The organism is Microbacterium sp. (assembly GCF_052102115.1).
Classification (GTDB): Bacteria; Actinomycetota; Actinomycetes; order Actinomycetales; family Microbacteriaceae; genus Microbacterium.
In genome coordinates this window covers 86,138-110,412 of record NZ_JBQDVP010000004.1, presented here as the reverse complement: position 1 = coordinate 110,412, position 24,275 = coordinate 86,138, and the positions used below count along the sequence as shown (strand labels likewise).

General features: G+C 68.3%; 22 protein-coding genes and 1 tRNA gene. 4 read left to right on the top strand and 19 right to left on the bottom strand.

All coding sequences use genetic code 11. From position 1 onward, the window contains the following. Positions 1 to 34 precede the first annotated feature (34 nt). From ACTICP_RS02795 to ACTICP_RS02780, 4 genes are all read left to right on the top strand, one after another. Positions 35 to 117 (top strand) — tRNA-Leu (locus ACTICP_RS02795). Positions 118 to 177: 60 nt separating this feature from the next. Continuing rightward, positions 178 to 1,296: a sensor histidine kinase gene (locus ACTICP_RS02790; RefSeq protein ID WP_441889269.1), complete on the top strand. Its 1,119-nt coding sequence runs from the start codon at positions 178 to 180 to the stop codon at positions 1,294 to 1,296. Further along, positions 1,293 to 1,976, top strand: a complete 684-nt coding sequence (locus tag ACTICP_RS02785; protein WP_441889267.1) for a response regulator — start codon at positions 1,293 to 1,295, stop codon at positions 1,974 to 1,976. Before ACTICP_RS02790 ends, ACTICP_RS02785 begins: the two co-directional genes overlap by 4 nt. Positions 1,977 to 2,085: 109 nt before the next feature. After that, positions 2,086 to 2,961, top strand: a complete 876-nt coding sequence (locus ACTICP_RS02780) for a CPBP family intramembrane glutamic endopeptidase (RefSeq protein ID WP_441889265.1) — start codon at positions 2,086 to 2,088, stop codon at positions 2,959 to 2,961. Between the two features lie 59 nt (positions 2,962 to 3,020). On the opposite strand, the gene pyk is transcribed toward ACTICP_RS02780, so the two are convergent. The 19 genes from pyk to rpoZ all read right to left on the bottom strand — a co-directional run bounded on the left by pyk (position 3,021) and on the right by rpoZ (position 24,222). Then, on the bottom strand, positions 3,021 to 4,469 hold the full coding sequence (pyk, locus tag ACTICP_RS02775) for a pyruvate kinase (RefSeq protein WP_441889263.1): 1,449 nt from the start codon (positions 4,467 to 4,469) through the stop codon (positions 3,021 to 3,023). Positions 4,470 to 4,525: 56 nt separating this feature from the next. Further along, positions 4,526 to 5,992, bottom strand: a complete 1,467-nt coding sequence (locus tag ACTICP_RS02770) for a glutamate synthase subunit beta (RefSeq protein WP_441889262.1) — start codon at positions 5,990 to 5,992, stop codon at positions 4,526 to 4,528. After that, the gene (gene gltB / locus ACTICP_RS02765; RefSeq protein ID WP_441889261.1) at positions 5,985 to 10,556 is read right to left on the bottom strand and encodes a glutamate synthase large subunit; all 4,572 of its coding nucleotides are present in this window, start codon (positions 10,554 to 10,556) and stop codon (positions 5,985 to 5,987) included. The genes ACTICP_RS02770 and gltB overlap by 8 nt, the downstream gene beginning before the upstream one ends. Positions 10,557 to 10,645: 89 nt before the next feature. Next, positions 10,646 to 11,668 (bottom strand): prolipoprotein diacylglyceryl transferase, encoded by a 1,023-nt coding sequence (gene lgt, locus ACTICP_RS02760; protein WP_441889260.1) that lies wholly within the window; start codon positions 11,666 to 11,668, stop codon positions 10,646 to 10,648. 10 nt (positions 11,669 to 11,678) lie between these two features. Continuing rightward, a complete protein-coding gene (gene trpA, locus ACTICP_RS02755) occupies positions 11,679 to 12,482 on the bottom strand; it encodes a tryptophan synthase subunit alpha (protein WP_441889258.1) in 804 nt (267 codons plus the stop codon). After that, on the bottom strand, positions 12,479 to 13,696 hold the full coding sequence (trpB, locus tag ACTICP_RS02750; protein ID WP_441839181.1) for a tryptophan synthase subunit beta: 1,218 nt from the start codon (positions 13,694 to 13,696) through the stop codon (positions 12,479 to 12,481). Before trpB ends, trpA begins: the two co-directional genes overlap by 4 nt. Continuing rightward, positions 13,693 to 14,493, bottom strand: a complete 801-nt coding sequence (gene trpC, locus ACTICP_RS02745; protein ID WP_441889256.1) for an indole-3-glycerol phosphate synthase TrpC — start codon at positions 14,491 to 14,493, stop codon at positions 13,693 to 13,695. Before trpC ends, trpB begins: the two co-directional genes overlap by 4 nt. Then, positions 14,493 to 14,723, bottom strand: coding sequence for an HGxxPAAW family protein (locus tag ACTICP_RS02740; RefSeq protein ID WP_441889254.1), 231 nt, complete (start codon positions 14,721 to 14,723; stop codon positions 14,493 to 14,495). The genes trpC and ACTICP_RS02740 overlap by 1 nt, the downstream gene beginning before the upstream one ends. A gap of 46 nt (positions 14,724 to 14,769) precedes the next feature. Further along, complete coding sequence (locus ACTICP_RS02735) at positions 14,770 to 15,360, bottom strand: Trp biosynthesis-associated membrane protein (RefSeq protein WP_441889252.1); 591 nt, start codon at positions 15,358 to 15,360, stop codon at positions 14,770 to 14,772. An 11-nt stretch (positions 15,361 to 15,371) separates the two neighbouring features. Beyond that, the gene (hisI, locus tag ACTICP_RS02730; protein ID WP_441889250.1) at positions 15,372 to 15,728 is read right to left on the bottom strand and encodes a phosphoribosyl-AMP cyclohydrolase; all 357 of its coding nucleotides are present in this window, start codon (positions 15,726 to 15,728) and stop codon (positions 15,372 to 15,374) included. Then, positions 15,725 to 16,519 carry an imidazole glycerol phosphate synthase subunit HisF gene (hisF, locus tag ACTICP_RS02725; RefSeq protein ID WP_441889248.1) on the bottom strand — a complete coding sequence of 265 codons (795 nt, stop codon included), beginning with the start codon at positions 16,517 to 16,519 and terminating at the stop codon, positions 15,725 to 15,727. The genes hisI and hisF overlap by 4 nt, the downstream gene beginning before the upstream one ends. A gap of 13 nt (positions 16,520 to 16,532) precedes the next feature. After that, on the bottom strand, positions 16,533 to 17,372 hold the full coding sequence (gene hisG, locus ACTICP_RS02720) for an ATP phosphoribosyltransferase (protein WP_441839002.1): 840 nt from the start codon (positions 17,370 to 17,372) through the stop codon (positions 16,533 to 16,535). A 38-nt stretch (positions 17,373 to 17,410) separates the two neighbouring features. Further along, positions 17,411 to 17,674 (bottom strand): phosphoribosyl-ATP diphosphatase, encoded by a 264-nt coding sequence (locus ACTICP_RS02715; protein ID WP_441889246.1) that lies wholly within the window; start codon positions 17,672 to 17,674, stop codon positions 17,411 to 17,413. Next, entirely contained in the window at positions 17,671 to 18,351 is a 681-nt protein-coding gene (gene rpe, locus ACTICP_RS02710; protein WP_441889244.1) for a ribulose-phosphate 3-epimerase, read from the bottom strand. Before rpe ends, ACTICP_RS02715 begins: the two co-directional genes overlap by 4 nt. Positions 18,352 to 18,355: 4 nt before the next feature. After that, positions 18,356 to 19,807, bottom strand: a complete 1,452-nt coding sequence (locus ACTICP_RS02705) for an RsmB/NOP family class I SAM-dependent RNA methyltransferase (protein WP_441889242.1) — start codon at positions 19,805 to 19,807, stop codon at positions 18,356 to 18,358. Beyond that, complete coding sequence (fmt, locus tag ACTICP_RS02700; protein WP_441889240.1) at positions 19,804 to 20,736, bottom strand: methionyl-tRNA formyltransferase; 933 nt, start codon at positions 20,734 to 20,736, stop codon at positions 19,804 to 19,806. The genes ACTICP_RS02705 and fmt overlap by 4 nt, the downstream gene beginning before the upstream one ends. 34 nt (positions 20,737 to 20,770) lie before the next feature. Continuing rightward, positions 20,771 to 22,711 carry a primosomal protein N' gene (locus tag ACTICP_RS02695; protein WP_441889238.1) on the bottom strand — a complete coding sequence of 647 codons (1,941 nt, stop codon included), beginning with the start codon at positions 22,709 to 22,711 and terminating at the stop codon, positions 20,771 to 20,773. A 43-nt stretch (positions 22,712 to 22,754) separates the two neighbouring features. Then, complete coding sequence (gene metK / locus ACTICP_RS02690; protein WP_441889236.1) at positions 22,755 to 23,951, bottom strand: methionine adenosyltransferase; 1,197 nt, start codon at positions 23,949 to 23,951, stop codon at positions 22,755 to 22,757. A 13-nt stretch (positions 23,952 to 23,964) separates the two neighbouring features. Next, complete coding sequence (gene rpoZ, locus ACTICP_RS02685; RefSeq protein ID WP_144796134.1) at positions 23,965 to 24,222, bottom strand: DNA-directed RNA polymerase subunit omega; 258 nt, start codon at positions 24,220 to 24,222, stop codon at positions 23,965 to 23,967. Positions 24,223 to 24,275 lie beyond the last annotated feature (53 nt).

The following is a 24,275-nucleotide window of genomic DNA, read 5'->3' as shown; positions in this document are numbered from 1 at the left end:
TTCCCTGCGCTAAAGTCGAAGACGCGACATCCGCGCCGGCGTGGCGGAATGGTAGACGCGGAGCACTCAAAATGCTTTGTCCGAAAGGACGTGTGGGTTCGAGTCCCACCGCCGGCACGATCGCGACGAGGTCGTTCATTGCATCACCTCGTCGAAACGGACGAAGGAGCCGCCCGCATGGATGCTCGCTTGTCGTCTCTCTCGCGACACGCGAGCATCGTGGCGGCGGTCGCGCTCGTCGGACTCTCGTTCGTTCCCGGCGTGGAACGCCAAGGCGTCGATCTGGCCGAACTCCCCGATCGGTCGATGGATGTGCTCGGCTGGGTGCTCCTCGTCGCTCAGGGCGCAGCGGTGGCGCTCCTGCGGCGCTGGCCCGTCATCTGCCTCGCCCTTGTCGGCATCGCGTTCGGCGCCTACCAGCTGCTGGGTTATCCGACCACGTTCGCAGCATTGGGTCTTCTGGTCGCAGTGGCGGGAGCGGGTGCGCTCGTACGCCGACATCGCCGCGCTGTCGGGCTCGCCGCCGTGGGTGGATACGTGCTCCTGTGCATCGCCTTGGACTGGGTCGGTTCACCGACACGGGTGCTGGACTACATCGTGTTCGGACTGCTGCTGGCTTCGCTGTGGGTTGTCGGTGCGTGGCTGCGCAGTCGCGCGCAGATGCAGCGGCGGCGCGGTGCGGAAGCAGAACGGGCCGCTGTCGAGGCGGAGCGCGCACGCATCGCTCGGGAGCTGCACGATGTGATCACGCACCACGTGACGGCGATGGTGGTGCAGGCAGACGCCGCGCAGTACAGCACGGACGACAGCGCGCGGACAGGCGCGACCCTGGCCATGATCGGAGAGACCGGACGAACGGCCCTCACCGACCTGCGCGGCCTTCTCGGGGCCCTGGACGGCACGGTCGACGTCGCGGCGCGGCCGCCGGCGATCACCGACGTCGAGGAACTCGTGGAGCGCGCGCGAGCAGCCGGTCAGCCGGTCGAACTCACTCGGGAGGGCGAGCCGCGCGGCGTGGATGCCGCCCGAGCGCTTGCGGTCGTCAGGGTCGTGCAGGAGAGTCTGACGAACGCGATCAAGCACGCCAACGGCGCATCCACTCACGTGCGGGTCCGCTACGACGAGGAGGAGATCGACGTGACGATCACAACCGCGGCGACGAGCGCAGTCGAACAGAGTGATGGCGGCGGACACGGGCTCGTCGGTCTGCGCGAACGCGTTTCGCTCGTCGGCGGTGAGTTCTCCGCCGCGAACGCCTCCGACGGTTTCGTCGTACACGCTCGGATTCCCGCATGAGCGCGGAGGACGGCGACGCGCCGATCCGCGTGCTGGTGTGCGATGACCAGGATCTGGTCCGCACCGGGTTCGTCACCATCGTCGACGCGCAACCGGATCTGGAGGTCGTCGGTGAGGCAGCCGACGGCCGGACAGCGATCCGTCTGGCCGAGCAGCACCACCCCGATGTCGTGATCATGGACATTCGGATGCCGCGAATGGATGGTATCGAGGCGACGCGCTCGATGGCCGGCCCCGGGGTCAGCGATCCGGCGAAGGTCCTGATCGTCACGACGTTCAATCTCGACGTGCTCGTGCTCGACGCCCTCCGCGCCGGTGCCAGCGGCTTTCTGCTGAAGGATGCCAGACCTGCCGAGCTCCTCCACGCGATCCGTACCGTGGCAGCCGGTGAGGCGCTGCTCTCCCCGACGGTGACGCGGGCCCTGATCGGCCGGTATGCCGAGCGTGTCCGCCCGGCGGACCGGGACCACCGCGAACTGGACGCGTTGACCGCACGGGAGCGCGAGGTGCTCGCGCTGATCGCCGAGGGTCTCTCGAACGCGGAGATCGCTCTCGCGCTCGTCATCAGTCACGAGACCGTGAAGACGTACGTCTCCCGCATCCTCGGGAAACTGAACCTTCGCGATCGCGTGCAGGCCGTGGTCCTGGCACACCGACTCGGTCTCACCGGCGATATGTGACTCGCATCCCTCTGCCGAGCTACCGGAAATGCCCTCTCAGGCGGGATTCGGCAGTCTGAGGCCCGTCCGTAGCGTGTTCCTCGACACTCAACACCCTGAGGAGCAGGCGATGAACACCACCTACCAGACGACACCGACCACACCCAGAACCGGCATCCTGTCTCGAAGATGGGCACAGGCTACAGCCATGATCATCGGCTTCGCGATCGTGATGATCGCCTCCAACTCCGTCGCCGCCGCACTGGAGAATCCGATCGCAGCGCTGCTGATCGGCCCGCTGCTGGCCGTACTGGTGCTGTGGCTCTACCTGATCGCCGTCCACCGGATCGAGCGCCGAGCGGCCACCGAACTCGCACCGAGGAACGCGACGCGGATGGTCGTGGTCGGCTTCGCGGGAGGGCTCCTGCTGTCGGCTGTCACCATCGGGATCCTCGCCCTGTTCGGCGGCTACGAGATCACCGGATGGGGTTCCCTCAGCGGCGCGCTCAGCGTCATCGGCATGATGTGTGCGATCGCCGTCGCCGAGGAGGTGCTGTTCCGCGGCGTGATCTTCGGTCTCATCCAGCGTCGCTGGGGAGTATGGCCCGCTCTTGCGGTCTCAGCAATTCTCTTCGGTCTCGTGCACCTGGTGAACCCCGGTGCGACGGTGTGGGGAGCAATCGCGATCGCCGTCGAAGCCGGGCTCATGCTCGGGGCCGCGTACGCCGCCACCGGCTCACTGTGGCTCTCGATCGGCCTGCACCTCGGGTGGAACATCGCCACCGTAGCGCTCTTCGGCACCGTGACCTCCGGCAGCGAGTCCAGGGACGCCATCATCACGGCGACCACCTCGGGGCCGGAATGGCTGACCGGCGGAGCCTTCGGACCGGAAGCGAGCATCATCGCCGTGATCGTCTGCACGGCGGCGACCGCGATTCTTCTCGGCATCGCCCGACGACGGGGAAGTTTCGCCCGGCGACAGGGACGCGCCATCAGTCACGTCTGATTCACCGCGCCACGGAAACGAGGGTCGGAGCCGCGAAGCTCCGGCCCTCGTTCGTTGTATCAGACGCCGTCTTTATAGATCGGAGCTGCCCCGTTGACAGCATCCCCGACCTTGTGGACGCGGATGTCGTTCGTGGACCCGATGATTCCGGGAGGCGAGCCCGAGATCACGACGACCTTGTCCCCCTCGACGGCGAGCCCGTTCTTGAGCAAGTGGTCGTCGACCTGGTGGTACATGAGGTCGGTATGCTGCACCATTTCGACGAGCGTGGAGCTCAGGCCCCAGGTGAGGGCCATCCGGCGGCGGATGTTGGGCTCCGGCGTGAACGCCAGCATCGGGATGCGGGAGCGCAGTCGCGAAAGGCGACGGGCGCTGTCACCGGACTGGGTGAACACGCACAGGAACTTCGCCTCGACGAACTCGGCGACCTCGAGCGCCGCTAGGGTGATCGCGCCGCCCTGCGTGCGCGGGCTGCTGGTCAGCGGGGCGATCCGCTCCAGGCCGTGCTCCTCGGTCGACTCGACGATGCGTGCCATCGTCTCGACGACCACGACCGGATACGCGCCGACGCTTGTCTCGCCGGAGAGCATCACGGCATCCGCACCGTCGAGAACGGCGTTGGCGACGTCGGAGGTCTCGGCACGGGTCGGCACCGGGCTCGAGATCATCGACTCGAGCATCTGCGTGGCGACGATGACCGGCTTCGCGTTGCGGCGAGCGAGTTCGACCGCGCGCTTCTGCACGATCGGCACTGCTTCCAGGGGCAGCTCCACGCCCAGGTCTCCACGGGCGACCATGATGCCGTCGAAGGCATCGACGATCTCCTCGAGTGCGTCGACGGCCTGCGGCTTCTCGATCTTCGCGATCACGGGGACCTTCACGCCCTCTTCGGCCATGATCTCGTGCACCCGCTCGACGTCTTCGGCGTTGCGTACGAACGACAGCGCGATCAGATCGGCGCCGATGCCCAATCCCCAGCGGAGGTCGGCCTCGTCCTTCTCGCTCAGCGCCGGAACGTTGACCGCGACGCCGGGCAGGTTGATGCCCTTGTTGTTCGAGACGGCACCGGCGACCACGACGCGCGTGGTGACCACCGTGCCATCGGTCTCGACGACCTCGACGCGTACCTTGCCGTCGTCAATGAGCAGGAAGTCGCCAGGGTTGACGTCGTTCGGCAGTCCCTTGAAGGTCGTGCCGCAGATCTCGCGGTTGCCGACGATGTCCTCGGTGGTGATCTTGAAGATGTCGCCGACGGCGAGCTCGTACGGCCCCGCTTCGAATTTTCCGAGCCGGATCTTCGGGCCTTGCAGGTCGACGAGCACGGCGACGGCGCGGCCGGTGTCCTCAGACGCTCGACGAACGTTGGCGTAGTTGGCGTCGTGGACGGAGTAGTCACCGTGGCTGAGGTTCAGTCGTGCAACGTCGACCCCCGCTTCGATGAGTGCTCGGACGGTTTCATAGCTCGATGTGGCCGGGCCCAGCGTGGCGACGATTTTCGCGCGTCTCAACAGATGTCTCCAGGGTAAGAGGACGGGGGAATAGTGGCGACAGTGCCGTCGCCAGCCTACGCGGGCTGCAGACCGATTGCGACATCTGAGGGGCGCACCGGCGCGGGAAGCACCGACGCCCCCATCAGATGCCGGTCCACACTCGCGGCCGCGGCGCGGCCTTCGGCGATCGCCCAGACGATGAGCGACTGCCCGCGGCCGGCATCCCCGGCGACGAACACTCCCGGGACGGATGACCTGTAGGCGTCGTCCCGCGCGAAGGAACCGCGGTCGCCGATCTCGGGACGCACCTCGTCGGTGAAGCTCTCGGTCGCGGGCCCGGTGAATCCCATCGCGATCAGCACCAGGTCGGCCGGGATCTCGCGCTCTGTGCCGCTCTTGGGCACGCGGCGACCGTCGACGTACTCGGTCTCGGCGACGCGCAGCGAGCGCACCTCGCCGGCGTCGTTCGGGAGGAACTCCACCGTGGATGCCAGATAGTGGCGTTCGCCGCCCTCTTCGTGTGCGGACTGAACTTCGAAGATCGTCGGCATCATCGGCCAGGGTTGATGCTCCGGGCGCTCATCTCCTGGCTGCTGTCCGATCGCGAGGTTGGTCACGCTCAGCGCACCCTGACGGTGAGCCGTGCCGATGCAGTCGGCACCGGTGTCTCCGCCGCCGATGACGATGACGTGCTTGCCCTCGGCCGTGATCTGGTTCGGCACGGCGTCGCCGGCAACGGCCTTGTTCGACTCGACGAGGAACTCCATCGCGAAGTGCACGCCGTCGAGGTCGCGGCCCGGGATGGACAGCTCCCTCGGCACAGTCGATCCGGTGGCCAGTAGGACAGCGTCGTAGCGCGCCCGCAGGTCTGCCCAGGTGATGTCCGTGCCGATCTCCACACCGGCGCGGAACCGCGTGCCCTCCTCCTGCATCTGACGAAGACGGGCTTCGAGCTGGTTCTTCTCCATCTTGAAGTCCGGGATGCCGTAGCGCAACAGCCCGCCGATGCGGTCGTCGCGCTCGAATACGGCCACGGTGTGCCCGGCACGCGTGAGCTGCTGAGCCGCCGCCAGGCCGGCGGGGCCGGATCCGACGACCGCGACGGTCTTGCCCGTGAGACGCTCGGGCGGCTGCGGCTCGACCCATCCCTTCGCGAAGGCCTCGTCGATGATCGACACTTCGACCTGCTTGATGGTCACCGCCGGCTGGTTGATGCCCAGCACGCACGCGCTCTCGCACGGGGCCGGGCAGAGCCGGCCGGTGAACTCCGGGAAGTTGTTCGTCGCGTGCAGACGCTCGATCGCCGAGCGATCCTCACCGCGCCAGGTGAGGTCGTTCCACTCCGGGATGAGATTCCCGAGCGGGCACCCCTGGTGGCAGAACGGCACACCGCAGTCCATGCAGCGCCCCGCCTGACGGCGCAGCACGTTCTTGTCGCCCGGCTCGTAGACCTCTTTCCAGTCCATGATGCGCACGGGGACGGGACGGCGTGCGGGAAGCTCGCGCTCCGTCACCTTCAGAAAGCCCTTGGGGTCAGCCACCGGTCACCTCCAGGATGCGGTTCCAGACGGCGTCGCCGTCGGGGTCGATGCCGGAGGCCTCCGCCTCCAGGCGCATGGTCTGCACCGCTGCGAAATCACGCGGCAGCACTTTGACGAACTCGGGTGCGACAGTGTCGAAGTCCGCGAGCATCTGTGCCGCGCGCGGGGAATCGGTGCACTCGGCGTGCTCGACGAGCAGGCTGCGCAGCACCTCGAGGTCGGCCCTGTCGAGCGGTTCGAGGCGCAGCTCTCCGGTATCACGGGACTGCTGGTTCACCTTGTCCGTCGGCAGGGCATGGACGTAGGCGACGCCGCCGGACATGCCGGCGCCGAGGTTGCGCCCCGTCGTGCCCAGGATGACCGCGATTCCCCCGGTCATGTACTCGAGCGCGTGGTCTCCGACGCCCTCGACCACGGCCGTTGCGCCGGAGTTGCGCACCAGGAATCGTTCGCCGACGACACCCGAGATGAACATCGATCCGGAGGTGGCGCCGTACCCGATCACATTGCCGGCGATGACGTTCTCGTGCGGGGCGATGTGGGCACCGCGGGGCGGCCGGACGACGACGTCGCCACCGGAGAGCCCCTTGCCGACATAGTCGTTCGCGTCGCCCTCGAGCCGCAGCATGATGCCGGCGGGCAGGAACGCCCCGAGAGACTGCCCTGCGGTTCCGTGCAGTGTGACATCGATCGTCCCGCGAGCGAGTCCCTCGGCACCGAAACGGGCAGTCACCTCATGGCCGAGCATGGTGCCCACCGCGCGCTCCGTGTTGCGGATCGGCAACTCGATGATCACCGGCGCACGCTCCTGCAGCGCATCCTGGGCCATGTCGATCAGCTGCACGTCGAAGTGCCGCTCGAGTTCGTGGTTCTGGGCGCGCGCGTGGCGGCGCGGTTCGGATGCGGGGAACAGCGGTCCTTCCAGGATCGGCGTCAGATCGAGACCGTCGGTCTTCCAATGCTCGATGGCCGCGTTCGCCTCGATGAGGTCGGCGCGGCCGACGATCTCATCGAGCGAGCGGAAGCCGAGTTCTGCGAGCAGCTCGCGCACTTCTTCGGCGATGAACTCCATGAAGTTCACGACGAACTCCGGCTTGCCGGTGAACCGGTCGCGCAGCGCAGGATTCTGCGTGGCGACGCCGACGGGGCAGGTATCCAGGTGGCACACGCGCATCATGATGCAGCCGCTGACGACCAGGGGCGCCGTGGCGAAGCCGAACTCCTCAGCTCCCAGCAGCGCACCGATGATCACGTCGCGGCCCGTCTTGAGCTGCCCGTCGACCTGCACGACCACGCGATCGCGCATGCCGTTGAGCATCAGCGTCTGCTGCGTCTCGGCCAGTCCGAGCTCCCACGGGGTGCCGGCGTGCTTTAGCGAGTTCATCGGGCTCGCACCGGTGCCGCCGTCGTGGCCGGAGACGAGGATGACGTCGCTGAGCGCCTTGGCGACGCCCGCAGACACCGCACCGATGCCGGATTGGCTGACCAGCTTGGTGTGGATGCGGGCGTTCGGGTTCGCGCGTTTGAGGTCGAAGATGAGCTGCTTGAGATCCTCGATCGAGTAGATGTCGTGGTGCGGCGGGGGCGAGATGAGCCCGACGCCCGCTGTCGCATGACGGGTGCGGGCCACCCATGGGTACACCTTGGTGGGCGGCAGCTGACCGCCCTCCCCCGGCTTCGCACCCTGCGCGAGCTTGATCTGGATGTCATCGGACTCGGTCAGATACAGGCTCGTCACGCCGAACCGGCCGGAGGCCACCTGCTTGATCGCGCTCCGACGCTCGGGGTCGAGGAGGCGATCGATGTCTTCGCCGCCCTCCCCCGTGTTCGACTTTCCGCCGAGGCGGTTCATCGCGACGGCGAGTGTCTCGTGAGCTTCGCGTGAGATGGAGCCGTAGCTCATCGCGCCGGTGGAGAACCGCTTGACGATCGAGCTCACCGGCTCGACCTCGTCGATGGGCACTGGCTGGCGCGTGCCGGTGCGCAGGCGGAACAGCCCGCGCAGTGTCTTCAACTCGGCGGCCTGATCGTCGACGAGACGGGTGTACTCGCGGAAGATGTCGTACCGGCGGGTGCGTGTGGAATGCTGCAGCCGGAACACGGTGTCGGGATTGAACAGGTGCGGGGACCCGTCGCGACGCCATTGGTACTCGCCGCCGGTCCACAGCCGCTCATGGGCGCGCGCGGCGGCATCCTCGGGGTAGGCGTAGTCGTGACGGGCCTGGTTCTCGGCGAAGACGTCTTCGATGCCGATGCCGCCGAGCTTCGTCTCGGTGCCGGTGAAGTACGCGTCGACGAGCTGCTGGCTGAGCCCGATCGCCTCGAACACCTGGGCACCCGCGTAGGAGGACACCGTCGAGATGCCCATCTTCGACATGATCTTCAGCACGCCCTTGCCGAGCGCATAGATGAGGTTGCGAACGGCCTTCTCAGCGCTGATGCCGGTGATGAAGCCGGTGCGCACCAGATGCTCGACGGTCTCCATCGCGAGGTAGGGATTCACGGCAGACGCGCCGTAGCCGATGAGCGTTGCGACGTGATGAACCTCTCGCACGTCACCCGCCTCGACGATGAGCCCGACCTTCATCCGGTTCTCACGGCGGATCAGGTGGTGATGGATCGCCGAGACCATGAGGAGTGACGGGATCGGGACGAGATCCTTGTTCGAATCGCGGTCCGAGAGGATGAGGAACTCCGCACCCTGTTCGATCGCGGCATCCGCCTCGGCGCACATCTCTTCGAGACGCTCCTGCATCGTGTGCGAGCCGGCGTCGAAATGGTAGAGGCCGCTGATCGTGACCGTCGAGCGGCCGGGCAGGGCCTTGTCGATGTGCCGGATCTTCGCGAGCTCGTCGTTGTCGATCACCGGGAAGTCCACGGCGACGGTCCGGGTGTGGTCCGGCCCCCAGGCGAGCAGGTTGCGTTCCGGCCCGAGCGAGGAGCGCAGGCTCGTGACGACCTCTTCGCGAATCGAATCCAGCGGCGGGTTGGTGACCTGCGCGAACTGCTGGGTGAAGTAGTCGAACAGCAGCCTCGGCCGGTCGCTGAGAACCGCGATCGGCGTGTCCGACCCCATGGCGCCGAGCGGTTCGGCGCCCGTCTGCCCCATCGGGGTCAGCAGCACCCGCACCTCTTCTTCGGTGTATCCGAAAGTGCGCTGGCGGCGGGTGATGGATGCCGGCGGGTGCACGATGTGCTCGCGCTCGGGGAGGTCTGCCAGACGCACAGCGCCCTCGTCGAGCCACTGCTGCCACGGGTGCAGCGTCGAGAGCTCGTGCTTGATCTCGTCGTCCTCGACGATCCGGTGCGCCGCGGTGTCGACGAGAAACATCTTGCCCGGCTGCAGGCGGCCGCGGCGCTTGATGCGCTCGGGCTCGAACTCGAGGACCCCCGTCTCCGAGCCGATGACGACCAGGCCGTCCGTAGTTTCGGTCCAGCGCCCGGGGCGCAGGCCGTTGCGGTCGAGGGTGGCGCCGACGTGGATACCATCGGTGAAGATGAGCGCCGCCGGGCCGTCCCACGGCTCCATCTGATTCGAGTGGTAATCGTAGAACGCGCGCAGCTCCGGCGAGAGGTCGGCCTGCTTCTCATACGCCTCGGGGACCATCATCATGATCGCGTGCGGCAGGCTGCGACCGGTGAGAGTGAGCAGTTCGAGCACCTCGTCGAATGATGCCGAGTCGCTCGCTCCGGGCGTGCAGATGGGCAGCAGCGGGCGGATGTCGCCGAGCAGTTCGGACTCCAGCTGCGACTGGCGGGCACGCATCCAGTTGCGGTTGCCGCCGACGGTGTTGATCTCGCCGTTGTGGGCCAGCATCCGCAGCGGCTGCGCGAGCGGCCACGACGGGAACGTGTTCGTCGAATAGCGCGAGTGCACGACGGCGAGCTCAGACGCGAAGCGCTCGTCCTGCAGGTCGGGATAGAACGGTTCGAGCTGCAACGTGGTCACCATGCCCTTGTAACCGAGCGTGCGGCTGGACAGTGAGACGAAGTAGGCGCCGAGCTCGTGGCCGGCGCGCTTGCGGAGGCGGTAGGCGACGCGGTCGAGGGCGATGCCCGCGAGGCGGCCATCTGGCTCGGAGGGCGCTGCGACGAACAGCTGCTCGAACGCCGGCCGTGCCTCGTCGGCGAGCTTGCCGAGGTTCTCGTTCGCGGTGGGGACGACGCGCCAGCCGAGAACATCAAGACCCTCGTCGCGGGCGATCCGTTCGACGCCGGCCTTCTGACTGCGGCGCTCAGAGGCCTGCAGCGGGAGGAAGGCGAGCCCGGCGGCGTATTCGCCGACATCGGGCAGTTCGAAGTCTGTGACTTCACGCAAGAATGCGTCTGGCATCTGGGTGAGGATGCCCGCACCGTCTCCGGTGCCGGCGTCAGAGCCGATGGCACCTCGGTGCTCGAGGTTGCGCAGCGCTTGAAGCGCCAGCGCGATGATGTCGTGTCCTGCAGTACCCCGGAGGGTGGCGACCATGGCCAGGCCGCAGGCATCCTTTTCGAATGCCGGGTTGTACAGACCCTGCTTCGGGGGGTAAGCGCCGGAGGCGCCATAGGGAGGCTGGAAGTACATCTGAAACCGTCCTCAGGTAATCAGGTGACACCGGGGACGCCGTCGGCCCGCTCGTTCAGTGCAGTGGGTTCCTCACTCGACGAGGAGGCTTATCGGGAGCTGTCCTCGCTCCTGGGAGCAGTGCTTGTGGCGGTGGCTCCGACGGTGACTTCGGCGGGAGGCTCACTCACGTCGACGAAATCATCGAGATCGTCTTGCGATTCTACATCAGCACCGTCGTCCTTACGCCCGCGGCCCGGCATGTACGGGCTCGGCTCGACGCCGGGGTGACGGCGCGTCTGGACGATGATGATGACGATGCCGACGATGACGCCGATGATCGAAGCCCACACGTTGCTGCGCAGCCCGAGGATGATCTCGCTCGGGTCGATGCGGATGGACTCCCAGACGATCCGGCCGGCGCTGTACCAGATGAGGTACACGGCGAACAGCTTGCCCCACTGCAGCTTCAGGCGGTGCCCGATCCACAGGATGAACAGCACGCCGAGCACGTTCCAGATCACCTCGTACAGGAACGTCGGGTGGAACAGGGTGCCATCGGCGAGTCCGGGCGGGAAGGCCGGGTTGTCGGATGCGATCTCCAGGCCCCATGGCAGATCGGTGGGCAGTCCGTAGAGTTCGTGGTTGAACCAGTTGCCGAAGCGGCCCAGGGCCTGTGCCAGCAGCATGCCGGGGGCGAGCGCGTCGGCGAAGGTCCAGAAGCGGATGCCGGTCCATCGGCAGCCGAGGTACGCACCGACCGCACCGCCGAGGAGCGCACCGAAGATGGCGATCCCGCCCTCCCAGATGGCCCATACGGAGCCCGGCTCGAACGGGTTCCAGGTGTTCTTGCCCTCGCCGAAGTAGAAGTTCGGGTGGGTGAGCACGTGGAAGATGCGCGCACCGATGATCGCGAGCGGGACCGCGAGGATCGCGATGTCGATGACGACCCAGGGCTCTGCTCCGCGCTTGGTGAGGCGGCGATTCGTCATCAGGGTGGCGACGATGATGCCGGCGATGATGCACAGCGCGTAGAAGTGGATCCGCAGCGGCCCGACGTCGAAGTAGCTGACGGGAGGGCTCGGGATGCTGGTGAGCACGCCGCTGATGGCGGTGTGAAGCGCGAGGGACATGAGTGCGATTCTAGTTCTCGTGTGAGCGGACTGCAGACGGCGTGCCTGCAGCGAGGTTCCTGGTGACGTCGGCGAGGGCGTCGAGGCCCCCGTCGCCGAGCGCTCGAACCAGGGCCGTGCCGACGATCGCGCCGTCGGCGTAATCGGTGACGGCGGCGATCTGAGCGGCTGTGGAGATGCCGATGCCGACGCAGGCGTGGCGGGCGCCGTGCTCCCGCAACCGCGCGACGAGGGTGCGCGCGGCCTTGTCGAGTTCGGCGCGCTCCCCCGTGATCCCCATCGTCGAGACGGTGTAGACGAAGCCGGTCGAGGACTTCACGACCAGGTCGAGGCGTTCGTCGGTCGATGATGGTGCCGCGAGGAAGATCCGGTCGAGCCCGGTGCGCTCGCTCGCGGCGATCCACTCCGCGGCGGCGTCGGGCGTGATGTCGGGGGTGATGAGTCCGGCCCCACCGGCCGCGAGCAGATCGTCTGCGTAGCGGTCGATGCCGTACTGCATGACCGGGTTCCAGTACGACATCACGACGACGGGCACATCCGTGGCCGCGGTGATCTCACGGACCGCTGTGAACAGGTCGCGCATTCTGAACCCGTTCGCAAGCGCCGCCTGGGTGGCCTGCTGGATCACGGGCCCGTCCATCACCGGGTCGCTGTAGGGCGGCCCGAGCTCGATGATGTCGACGCCGTTCTCGGCGAGGGTGATGGCCGCCTTGATGCTGGTCGCAAGATCGGGGAAGCCGACGGGGAGGTACCCGATGAAGGCTCCGCGCACGGCGTCCTTCGCCTTCTGGATAGCAGCGTCGACGCGGCTCATCCGGCCTCCTCCGCGGTATCGGCATCATACAGCTCGAAGTAACGCGCAGCGGTGTCCATGTCTTTGTCGCCGCGTCCGGACAGGCACACGGCGATCACGGCATCCTCGCCCATCTCCTGGCCGAGCCTGATGGCTCCGGCGAGGGCGTGAGCCGATTCGATCGCCGGGATGATGCCTTCGGTACGGCTGAGCAGCCGCAGCGCCTGCATGGCCTCGTCGTCGGTGGCCGGAATGTACGCGGCCCGGCCGATGTCGGCGAGCCAGGAGTGCTCGGGCCCGACACCCGGATAGTCGAGTCCGGCGGAGATCGAGTGCGACTCGACGGTCTGGCCGTCCTCGTCCTGCAGGAGGTATGTCCTCGCGCCGTGCAGCACGCCGGGGCGGCCGCGCTCGATGGATGCCGCGTGCTTCTCGGTGTCGACGCCGTCGCCGGCCGCCTCGACGCCGTAGAGCTTCACCTCATCATCATCGAGGAAGGCATCGAACATGCCGATCGCGTTGGAGCCGCCGCCGACGCAGGCCACGACGGCATCCGGGAGCCGCCCGACCTCGTCGAGGAGCTGCTGGCGCGCTTCTTCGCCGATGATCTTCTGGAAGTCGCGCACCATGGCGGGGAACGGATGCGGGCCCGCGGCCGTTCCGAAGATGTAATTCGTGGTCTCGACGCTCGCAACCCAGTCGCGGTACGCCTCGTTGATCGCGTCTTTGAGCGTGCGGGATCCGGTGGTCACCGGCACGACCTCGGCGCCGAGCAGACGCATGCGTGCGACGTTGAGCGCCTGACGCTCCGTATCGACCTCACCCATGTAGATCGTGCATTCCATGCCGAACAAGGCCGCTGCCGTCGCCGTGGCGACCCCGTGCTGTCCGGCGCCGGTCTCGGCGATCAGACGGTTCTTTCCGAGGCGCTGGGTGAGCAATGCCTGCCCGAGAACGTTGTTGATCTTGTGGCTGCCGGTGTGGTTGAGATCTTCGCGCTTGAGGAACACGCGCGCTCCCCCGGCATGGGCTGCGAACCGGGGCACCTCGGTGAGGGCTGACGGCCGGCCGGCGTAGGAGCTCAGCAGACCGGCCAGCTCGACACGGAACGCCGGGTCGATGACGGCGGCCTCGTAGGCGGCGGTGAGCTCGTCGATCGCCGCGATGAGGGATTCGGGCATGAAGCGCCCGCCGTACTCTCCGAAGAACGGGCCGTGCTGGTCACGCAGACTCATCTCGATCCGCTCCCCTCGAGGTCGCCCGCGGCGAGGAAGCTCTCCAGCGTGGCGACCGGGTCGCCGGTGACCAGAGCCTCGCCGATGAGCACGACGTCGGCCCCGGCAGCACGATAGTGCGTGACATCGGCTGGCTTCAGCACGGCGGACTCCGCGATCTTGATGGTGCCGTCGGGAATCCGGTCGACGAGGCGTCCGAACAGGTCGCGGTCGAGCTCGAAAGTCGACAGGTTGCGGGCGTTGACACCGATGAGTGCCGCTCCGAGGTCGATGGCGACCTCGAGCTCCTCTGCCGAGTGCGTCTCGACGAGCGGCGTCATGCCGAGCTCGAGGATCAGTGCGTAGAGCTCCTGAAGCACCGACTGTTCGAGCCCCGCGACGATCAGCAGAGCGAGATCAGCGCCGGCAGCACGCGCCTCGAGCACTTGGTACGGCGTCACGATGAAGTCTTTGCGCAGGACAGGCAGCGATACCTGCGAGACTACGGCCTCGAGGTCGGCGAGCGATCCGCCGAAACGGCGCTCTTCGGTGAGGACACTGATCGCCGACGCCCCACCGGTCTCGTACAGTGACGCTCGGCCCGCAGGGTCGGGGATCTCAGCGAGGGCGCCGCGAGAGGGGCTCGCCCGCTTCACCTCGGCGATGATCTTGACGCGGCGTGCCGGGGCTAGCGCGGCGAGGACGTTGCGCGCGGCCGGGCGTGCCAGAGCGACTTTCTCGACCTCGGCGATCGGACGGGTCAGCGCACGACGTTCTGCGTCTTCCACTGCGCCGGCCGTGAGGTCGGCGAGGACCATCAGTGGCCCTTCGGCGCGTACTTGGGTCCGTTGACGCCGTAACCGGCCTTGGCGAGAATCCAGCCGAGGAGGATGCCGACCACGATGATGCCGACCGAAACCCACACGAACAGCGGCTGCTCAAGGCAGAACGCGACGGTGCCGGCGACGAAGCCGACCAGCATGACGATCACAGCGGTCCAGGCCGCCGGCGAGTGTCCGTGGCCGGGGTCAGCGATCGGGTTGGTCATGTTCTCCTCCGAGGCGGTCGTGGGTGTTCGGTCCAGTCTATCGGGGTCACCGGGTGGGGTCGGTGCCACGCGACAGGTCGTCCCAGGAATCGATGGCGTCCACCGGGCCGTCGTGCTCATCGGAGGCGGCAGCTTCAGTGCGGAACCGGCGCCCTCCGCTCTTCCACTGATGCGCAGTCACCAGGGCGAAGACGGCAGTGACGATCTGGATCGCCCAGCCGATCAGTGCGATCGCGGGCCAGGCCGAGGGCTCGATCGCGGCGATCATATCGGCCACGGTATCGCTGCCGGCGAGGCCGGTCGCTTCGGTCACCGTCGGTGCGACGGCGGAGAGGGGCGTCGAGAACAGGATCTCGGCGGTCCACCATGCCAGCAGCGCGCCGGCGAGCAGGGCGAGAGCGGCGAAGATGTACCGCAGCACCCTGCCGACGAGGGCGAGCGCTGCACCGACCGCGAGAACGGCCAGGCTGAGCGGTGCGAGCAATGCGAGGGCATCGGCTCCGGCGACGACGATCGGCTCGCCGGCATCGGCGCGGATCACGGTCAGCCAGGTCTGCGTCGACGAGATGATGCCGATGCCGCCCGCGAGCAGCAGTCCGATCACAGAGATGCTGCGGCCGCGTCGTGCCATGCTCATGCGCGCGTTGCTCATCCGGTGACGCCGTCGACGGCTTCGAGGTCCGTCGCATCAAAACAGGTGCGCGTACCGGTGTGGCATGCGGGGCCGGTCTGATCCACCAGCAGCAGGATGGCATCGCCGTCGCAGTCCAGGCGCGCCTCATGGATGCGCTGGATGTTGCCCGACGTGTCGCCCTTGCGCCAGTACTCCTGGCGGGAGCGCGACCAGTAGGTGGCACGACCGGTGGTCAGCGTGCGCCGGAGCGCCTCGGCGTCGAGCCACGCCAGCATCAGCACCTCGCGGGTGTCCCACTGCTGCACGATCGCGGGAGTCAGACCGTCGGCGTTCCAGGCGACCTGGGAGATCTTCGTCTCGAGATCACTCACGTCGATTCCCTCCGCTCGTTCTCTGGCCCGGTTCGGACCAGGATTCCTGCTGCGCGCATGGCGTCCTTCACCTGGCCGACGGTGAGGGCACCCGAGTGGAAGACGCTCGCTGCGAGCACGGCATCCGCCCCGGCTGCTATCGCCGGAGCGAAGTCGGTGACGGCGCCGGCACCGCCGGAGGCGATCACCGGCACGGACGAGACCTCGCGCATGAGACCGACGAGTTCGAGGTCGAATCCGTCGCGAGTGCCGTCGGCATCGATCGAGTTCACGAGGAGCTCTCCCGCACCGCGCTCGATCGTCTCGCGCGCCCATTCGAGCGCGTCCAGCGTGGTCTCGGTGCGGCCGCCGTGAGTGGTGACGACGAAACCCGAGGCCGTGGTCGGCGCACGCTTCACATCGAGTGAGAGCACGAGCACTTGAGCGCCGAAGCGGTCGGCGATCTCACCGATGAGGGCGGGGCGCGCGATCGCGGCGGAGTTCACGCCGACCTTGTCGGCGCCGACCGCCTGCAGTCGTGCGACGTCTTCGACGCTGCGGACTCCGCCTCCGACGGTGAGCGGAACGAACACGTTCTCTGCGGTGCGCTGCACGACGTCGTAGGTGGTCGAGCGGTCGTCCACGGTTGCTGTCACATCGAGGAAGGTAATCTCATCGGCGCCCTGGGCGGCGTAGTGCGCGGCGAGTTCGACGGGATCGCCCATGTCGCGCAGATTCTCGAAGTTCACCCCCTTGACGACGCGGCCCGCGGCGACGTCCAGGCACGGGATGACGCGGCTGGTGAGAGTCATCTGAGCCTCCGCATCACAGTCGCGCCGCGTGGATCGCGGTGACCAGCAGAGCGCGCGCGCCGATCGAGTAGAGGTCGTCCATCACCTGGTTGATGCCGGTGCGCGGGAGCATGACGCGTACGGCCACCCAGTCCCGGTCCTGCAGCGGTGAAATCGTCGGCGACTCGCGTCCGGGGGCGATCGCGGCGGCCTTCTCGACGAGCTCCGCCGGCAGATCGAAGTCGAGCAGCACGAAGCGGCGGGCGACGATCACGCCGCGCAGACGCCGGAGCAGACGTTCGGTGCCCTCGACGTCTCCGGGGCGGCTGATGAGCACGGCTTCGGACTCGATGATCACCGGCCCGAAGATCTCGAGCCCCGCCTGACGGAGCGTCGTGCCCGTCTCGACGACGTCGGCGATCGCGTCGGCGACGCCCAGCTGCACGGCGGATTCCACGGCTCCGTCGAGCGGCACGAGCGTGGCTTCGACCCCATTCTCACGGAGGAACGCATCGACGAGGCCCGGATAGGCGGATGCCACCCGAACGCCGGCGAGATCTTCCAGCGTGTGGAACTTCCCGGCCGGTGCTGCGAACCGGAACGTCGACTGCGCGAAGCCGAGCGCCTCGATCTCGCGCGCGGGCTGGGGCACGTCGCGCAGCAGGTCGCGGCCCGTGATGCCCACATCGAGGGCGCCGGATGCCACGTACGTCGCGATGTCGCGCGGGCGGAGGAAGAAGAACTCGACGCCGTTCGCGGCGTCGATCACGTGCAGGGTTTTGGAGTCGCGGCGGCCGGCGTATCCGGCCTCGGCGAGCATGTCGGCGGCGGTCTCGGCGAGCGAGCCCTTGTTGGGAACAGCGATGCGCAGCATGGGAGAACTTTCAGATCAGAGAAACGAGACGGAGCGCATCAGAGATGTCGGTACACGTCTTCGAGGCTCAGGCCCTTCGCGATCATCATGACCTGGAGGTGGTACAGCAGCTGCGAGATCTCCTCGGCGGCCGCGGCATCCGATTCGTGCTCGGAAGCCATCCACACCTCGGCGGCCTCTTCGACGATCTTCTTGCCGATGGCGTGCACACCGGCGTCGAGCTCGACGACGGTGCGAGAACCCTCTGGGCGGGTCTCGGCCTTGGCACGGAGCTCGGCGAACAGCTCGTCGAAATTCTTCACGATTCCAGGCTAGCGGCTCGCGCGCGGTCTCGAAGCCCGGCGATCGCAGCCTCGACGCTGTCTGCCCCGTAGACGGCCGATCCGGCCACGAAAGTGTCGGCTCCCGCCTCTGCGGCTTGGGAGATGGTGGCATCGGAGATGCCGCCATCCACCTGGAACCACGTGTTCACGTCGCGGCGTCGTGCCTCCGAGACGAGCGCGCGCAGCTTCGGCATGGTCTCGGCCATGAATCCCTGGCCGCCGAAGCCGGGTTCCACCGTCATCACGAGCACCTGGTCGAACTCGTCGAGGATCTCGTAGAGGCTCTCCCCCGCCGTTCCGGGTTTGATCGCGATGCCGGCGCGGGCGCCGATGTCACGGAGCCGGCGCGCGAGAGCCACCGGGTCGGAGGCCGCTTCGAGGTGGAAGGTGACGCTCGCCGCGCCGATCTCGGCGTAGCCCGGCGCCCAGCGGTCGGGCTCGGTGATCATCAGGTGCACATCGAGCGGGATGGGACTGGTGGCCTGGACTCTCTCGACCATCTGCGGGCCGAACGTGAGGTTGGGCACGAAGTGGTTGTCCATGACGTCGACGTGCGCGAAGTCGGCCGTGGCGATGCGGGCGAGATCGCGCTGCATATTCACGAAATCGGCCGACAGGATGCTGGGATTGATGCGCGGCGCTCCGGGAAGTGTCATCGGATCAGTCTCCTTCGCTCGGGTGAGAAGGTCTCGGGTGAGAAGGCTCCGTGCGCTGCAGGAGCGCGAGGAACATGGCGTCGGTGCCGTGCCGATGCGGCCACAGCTGTACGCGACCGGTGCCATCGGATGCCAGATCGAGGGGGCTCTCGGCGACCTCGGAGAGCACGGCACCGGCATCCAGCTCGACGATATCGTCGCGGCCCCGGAGCACCTCGGCGACGATGGCGGAGGTCTCGGCGAGGTGCGGCGAGCAGGTGACGTACGCCACGATGCCGCCGGGGGCGACCGCATCCAGGGCTCCGGCGAGCAGTTGTGTCTGCAGCGCCGCGAGCTCGGCGACATCGCTCGGCGCCTTGCGCCAGCGCGCCTCCGGTCGGCGGCGCAGCGCACCGAGTCCGGTGCAGGGGGCATCGACGAGGATCCGGTCGTAGCGGCCGGGATGGACCGCGGTGAGGTCGCGGCCGTCCTGCTCGTGCACAGTGATGTCGCCGGGAACGGCTTTCAGCGCGCTCCGGACGAGACGGGCGCGGGTGGGGATGAGCTCGTTCGCTTCGAGTACGACGTCATTCTCGTGGGCGATGGCTGCGAGCAGGGCCGTCTTGCCGCCGGGGCCCGCGCACAGGTCGAGCCACCGCTCGCCCGGTGCGATCGGTCGGGCCGCAGCCAGTGCCAGCGCCACCAGTTGTGAACCCTCGTCCTGGACGCGTACGGTGCCGCCGGCGGCGCTGATGATCGTGTGCGGATCGCCGCCCGGTGAACCGAAAGCTGTCGGCGCGTACGGGCGGCGGGGTTCTCCCGGTTCGGCGAGTCCGGGAAGGGCGACCAGAGTGACCTCTGGTGAGACGTTGTCGGCTTCCAGCAGCGCTTCGAGCTCGTCGGCGCGTCCCTCGGCTGTGAGAGCGCGCCGCATGGCGCGGATGATCCAGACCGGATGCGCCGTGCGCAGCCCCAGTCGCTCATCGTCGGAACGTGCGCCCTGCTCGATGCGCTCCTGCCACTGCCCGGGCGTGTCGCGCGAGATGCGCCGCAGCACCGCATTCGCGAAACCCGCCGGGCCCCTGCCGACTTCGGCGGAGACGAGGTTCACAGACTCGTTGACCGCGGCATGACTGGCGACGCGGGTCGCCAGCAGCTGATGGGTCGCTAAGCGCAGCGCATCGAGGACGGCGGGGTCGATGTCTGAGGTGGGGCGCGCCGCGGCCGCGGCGATGACCGCGTCATAGGTACCGCGGCGACGGAGCGCACCGTACGTGAGTTCGGTGGCGAGTGCCGCATCCTGCGGGCTCAGCGATGCCGCGGTGATCGCCGCGGGCAGTGTGAGGTTGGCGTAGGCGTCGTCATCGCTGACGGCGCGCAGTACGTCGTATGCGACGCGGCGTGCGGGCTGCACGCGGCGGGCGGGGGCCGCACCACCGTTCGGCCGACGGGCAGGTCGGCGCTGCGGAGCGCTCATACGCCCGCTCGCAGGGTGTCGTCTGCGCGGAGTCCGCGCCACCAGTCGGGCGCGTTCATCGCGGGCTTTCCCGCCGGCTGAACCCGAGCGACGGCAAGCGGACGGGTGGCGGTGCCGATCAGGATCGCCTCGCGCGTGGCGGTGATCTCGCCCGGCGCGAGTGACGGTGCGTCGCCTGTGGGGACGGTCGCCGGCGTCGCAGCGAGGATCTTCACCCGCAGCCCGCCGACGGTGGTGTGCGCGCCCGGCTCGGGCGTGACACCGCGGAAGCGGGCGTAGACGGCATCCACCGGCTCGTTCCAATCCAACGCGCCGTCCTCGATGCTGAGCTTGGGAGCCGTAGTCGCCTCCCCCTCCTGGGGGTGGGCTGCGGCCGTACCGTCAGCGATGCCCGCGACGACGTCGGCGGTGAGACGTGCCCCGTCTTCGGCAAGCACTTCGAGGGCGACATCGGCGGTGGCATCGGCGGGAACGTCGACCGTGCGCATGGCGAACACGTCACCGGCGTCCAGCGCCCGCACGAGCTGGAACACGCTGGCGCCGAGGTCGGTGTCGCCGGCGATCAGCGCGCGCTGGACGGGTGCAGCCCCCCGCCAGTGCGGCAACAAGGAGAAGTGCAGGTTGATCCAGCCGTGATCCGGGGTCGACAGCAGCGGCTCGCGGACGAGACCGCCGTAGGCGACAATCACCCCGAGTTCCGGACGCAGCGACGTGATTCGTCCGGTGGCCTCGTCGTCGAGTCGGGCCGCTTTGATGGTGGGAAGGCCGAGTTCTGCGGCGACCTGCGCCACGGGCGACGGCGTCAGCACGCGCTTGCGGCCCTGCGGTGCATCGGGCCGGGTGACGACCGCGGCGATATCGTGCGCTTCGGCGAGGGTGCGAAGTGTCGGAATGGCGGCCGCCGGGGTGCCGGCGAAGACGAGTCGCATGAAAGTGCTCCGGATGGATGACAGCTCGGAAAGTTCAAAGCTCAGGATCGAGCATATCGAGGCGGACGGACAGCGGGATCCGGTTGCCCTGGCCGCGGCCTCGGCGACGCTTGACCGCTTCGGCGACGACGGCGGCGCGCAGAGTCGTGGCGACCGTTGCACCGGCCCCGTACTCGAAGCGCACCAGCGCACGCACGCGGCCCTCGTCGCTTTCGAGGGGCACCGGGCCGAGGATCGCATCGCCCGGCAACGGCAGGGCGCGCAGCGCGTCCAGGGCCCGCGAAACGGAGGCCGGGAGGCCCTCGACCAGCGCGACCCGCGTCGCCGGGGGCAGATGCAGGGGTGCTCGACTCTCGAGCTCGGAGCGGGCGTAAGCGGGCTGCGTCCACGTGGCCAGTGCGCGGCCGACGGGCCCGTCGACGCCGACCAGGTGGATCGGGGCTCCCGGTGCGGCGAGGGCTGCGGCGTTGGACCACCACCGCAGACACGACTCGCCGATGCGCAGATCGGGTGCCTGCAGCATCCGCGGACCATCCAGGAGCAGCACAGCACGATACCCGCCCACGGCGACGGGCTCTGCACCGCGCGTAGCGATCACGAGGGCGGGTTCCGGCCCTACGCTCTCGACAGGGTGGGTGCCATCGGCGATGATCACGCGCACACCGGGGAATGCGCGTCCGAGCTCGTCGGCGGTGCGTTCGCTGCCGGATGCGGCAAGACGCAGCTTCGTCGATGAGCAGGAGGGACAGTGCCAGGCCCGCGCAGATCTGCCGCACCATCCGCACACCGGGACGGCACCGCGATGCGCGGCGCCGAGCGGTCCACCGCAGTGCGCGCAGCGCGCGGGAGCCCGGCACTCCGCACACACCAGCGTCGGGGCGAACCCCGGTCGGGCGACCTGGACGAGCACCGGGCCCTCGTCGACGGCCGCGCGGGCGGCGCCGTAAGCGCCGGAGTGCACGCGCTGGGCGGGCTGCTCCATCTCCTGGGGACTGCTGAGCACGACGCGCGGGGTGACGCGCCGCTCGGCCCGGATATCGGCGGCCCAACCGCGCTGCACGAGCCGTTCGACGTCGCTGGTGCGGGTGTGTCCGGCGAACAGCAGCGCCGATCCCTCCTGTTCCTGGCGCACCAGCACGGCATCGCGGGTGTGCACGTAGGGAGCCAGTGGTTCGCTGTAGAGCGGGTCGCCGTCATCCCAGATCGCCACCAGGCCCGCCCGCACCGGCGCATACACGGCCGAGCGGTTGCCGACGACGATGCAGGGGGCCTGTTCGAGCGTTCGCAGGAACCCCCGGTAGCGCTCCGGATTGGTCTGCCGGGAATCATGGCGCACGATCGCCTCGGCCGGCACGAACGTCTCCAGTGCGGCCAACAGCCGATCGAGGTCGCGGTGGTCGGGCACGGCGATGATCGCAGAAGAGCCCGATGCCAGCACGCGCGCCGCTGCCGCGGCGAGCAGTTCCGTCCACGGCAGCACCGCATCCCGCATGCCGGGAACGGCCTCGACGGCTCCCCGGCCGCGGTCGTCGAGCAGCTCGGTGAGCCCGGCGTACTCCGCCAGCACGGCCCCGGCCCGGTCGAGATCTTCGGCGGACGGGTCGGCGGCCACGGCATCCGCCTTCCAAGCCTTCTCGACCCGCACCTGACGCTTCGGAATCACCAGCCGCAGGATGTCGGAGGCGGAGCCGGCCGCGCGGTCTGCGACGCGCCGCGCCAGACGGTACAGGTGCTCGGGCAGAACGGGCACCGTCGAGGTGACGGCCTCGACAGTCGAGAGCGCTCGCTCGGCGTCGTCCTCCTCGGCGATCTCGACGACGTAGGCGTCGACCAGGCGACCGGCGGTGCGCAGAGGAACGCGCACCCGCGCGCCGAGGGGAACGTCGCCGAGCTCATCGAGGAGCACGTAGTCGAACAGTCGGTCCAACTGCGGGAGCGGCGAATCCAGCAGCACCCGTGCGATGCGCCGGCTCAACGCCGGGCTCCGTACCCGCACCGGTGCGCCCCGCGGCCGTGCACTACAGCCCCGCGGCGCGGCGCAGCTCGTCTGCGCGGTCGGTGCGCTCCCAGGTGAAGTCGGGCAGCTCACGACCGAAATGACCGTACGCCGCCGTCTGCCGGTAGATCGGACGCAGCAGGTCGAGCTGTTCGATGATCGCCTGCGGACGCAGATCGAAGACCTCGCGGATCGCGCTCGTGATCACCTCGTCGGAGACCTTGCCTGTGCCGAACGTTTCGACGTAGAGCCCGACTGGGCGCGCGACGCCGATGGCGTAGGCGACCTGCACCTCGAGCCGATCGGCAAGACCTGCGGCGACCGCGTTCTTCGCGACCCAGCGCATGGCGTAGGCGCCGGAGCGGTCGACCTTCGACGGGTCCTTGCCGCTGAACGCCCCGCCGCCGTGGCGGGCGGCGCCCCCGTAGGTGTCGATGATGATCTTGCGGCCGGTGAGTCCGGCATCCCCCTTGGGACCGCCCGTGACGAAGGGTCCTGCGGGGTTGATGAAGTAGCGATCGGCGGGCGGCATCTCCAGGCCCGTGTTCTCGAGCACCGGGTCGATGACGAGGCTGCGCACCTGCTCCTTGAGCTCAGCCTGCGTCACGTCGGGGTGATGCTGCGTCGACAGCACGACCGCGTCGATCGTCTTCGGGGTGAAGCCCTCGTAGCCCAGCGTCACCTGCGTCTTGCCGTCCGGACGCAGGAAGCCGAGTTCGCCCGAACGGCGCACCTCGGTCAGGCGCTCGGCGATCCGATGCGCCGTATGCCCGGCCATCGGCATGAGCTCGGGGGTCTCGACGGTCGCGAAACCGAACATGATGCCCTGGTCACCGGCGCCGAGTCCGTCGAGAACGTCGCTCGAACTGCCGTCGCGATGCTCCCTGGCGAGGTCGACACCGTGGGCGATGTCACCGGACTGCTCCCCCACCGAGACGCTCACGCCGCAGGAATCGCCGTCGAACCCGGTCTCGCTCGAGGTGTACCCGATGCCGTTCACGACCTCGCGGACGATGGTCGGGATATCGACGTACGCCTCGGTGCGGATTTCGCCGGCGACGTGCACGAGACCGGTGGTGACGAGAGTCTCCACCGCGACGCGCGAGGCGGGGTCCTTGGCGAGCAGACCGTCGAGGATGCTGTCCGAGATCTGATCGCAGATCTTGTCGGGGTGGCCCTCGGTGACGGATTCAGACGTGAACAGACGCAGCGCGCTCATCGAGGACGCTGCTTCACTCGACGTGGCGAAGGCGCAGCTTGTCCTCGTTGATCTCGTGCAGCGCGATGGTCAGCGGCTTGTCCTCAACAGAAGAGTCGACCAGCGGCCCGACGTTGTCGAACAGGTTTCCCTCGTGGAGGTCGGCGTAGTAGTCGTTGATCTGGCGTGCGCGCTTGGACGCGTAGATGACCAGTTCGTACTTCGACTCGACGCGGTCGAGCAGGTTGTCGATGGGCGGATCGATGATGCCCTTGGTGTGGTGTCCGGCCATGGTGGGACCTCCAGATCAGGCGACGGGTTCGTCGCGAAGTCGAATCGGCGGGC

What these genes read in the sequence shown, in the direction of transcription:
- ACTICP_RS02790 (WP_441889269.1), top strand. Translation starts at nt 178, where the DNA reads ATGGATGCTCGCTTGTCGTCTCTCTCGCGACACGCGAGCATCGTGGCG.
- ACTICP_RS02785 (WP_441889267.1), top strand. Translation starts at nt 1,293, where the DNA reads ATGAGCGCGGAGGACGGCGACGCGCCGATCCGCGTGCTGGTGTGCGAT.
- ACTICP_RS02780 (WP_441889265.1), top strand. Translation starts at nt 2,086, where the DNA reads ATGAACACCACCTACCAGACGACACCGACCACACCCAGAACCGGCATC.
- gltB (WP_441889261.1), bottom strand. Translation starts at nt 10,556, where the DNA reads ATGTACTTCCAGCCTCCCTATGGCGCCTCCGGCGCTTACCCCCCGAAG.
- lgt (WP_441889260.1), bottom strand. Translation starts at nt 11,668, where the DNA reads ATGTCCCTCGCGCTTCACACCGCCATCAGCGGCGTGCTCACCAGCATC.
- trpA (WP_441889258.1), bottom strand. Translation starts at nt 12,482, where the DNA reads ATGAGCCGCGTCGACGCTGCTATCCAGAAGGCGAAGGACGCCGTGCGC.
- trpB (WP_441839181.1), bottom strand. Translation starts at nt 13,696, where the DNA reads ATGAGTCTGCGTGACCAGCACGGCCCGTTCTTCGGAGAGTACGGCGGG.
- trpC (WP_441889256.1), bottom strand. Translation starts at nt 14,493, where the DNA reads ATGGTCCTCGCCGACCTCACGGCCGGCGCAGTGGAAGACGCAGAACGT.
- ACTICP_RS02740 (WP_441889254.1), bottom strand. Translation starts at nt 14,723, where the DNA reads ATGACCAACCCGATCGCTGACCCCGGCCACGGACACTCGCCGGCGGCC.
- ACTICP_RS02735 (WP_441889252.1), bottom strand. Translation starts at nt 15,360, where the DNA reads ATGAGCATGGCACGACGCGGCCGCAGCATCTCTGTGATCGGACTGCTG.
- hisF (WP_441889248.1), bottom strand. Translation starts at nt 16,519, where the DNA reads ATGACTCTCACCAGCCGCGTCATCCCGTGCCTGGACGTCGCCGCGGGC.
- hisG (WP_441839002.1), bottom strand. Translation starts at nt 17,372, where the DNA reads ATGCTGCGCATCGCTGTTCCCAACAAGGGCTCGCTCGCCGAGACCGCC.
- rpe (WP_441889244.1), bottom strand. Translation starts at nt 18,351, where the DNA reads ATGACACTTCCCGGAGCGCCGCGCATCAATCCCAGCATCCTGTCGGCC.
- ACTICP_RS02705 (WP_441889242.1), bottom strand. Translation starts at nt 19,807, where the DNA reads ATGAGCGCTCCGCAGCGCCGACCTGCCCGTCGGCCGAACGGTGGTGCG.
- fmt (WP_441889240.1), bottom strand. Translation starts at nt 20,736, where the DNA reads ATGCGACTCGTCTTCGCCGGCACCCCGGCGGCCGCCATTCCGACACTT.
- metK (WP_441889236.1), bottom strand. Translation starts at nt 23,951, where the DNA reads ATGAGCGCGCTGCGTCTGTTCACGTCTGAATCCGTCACCGAGGGCCAC.
- rpoZ (WP_144796134.1), bottom strand. Translation starts at nt 24,222, where the DNA reads ATGGCCGGACACCACACCAAGGGCATCATCGATCCGCCCATCGACAAC.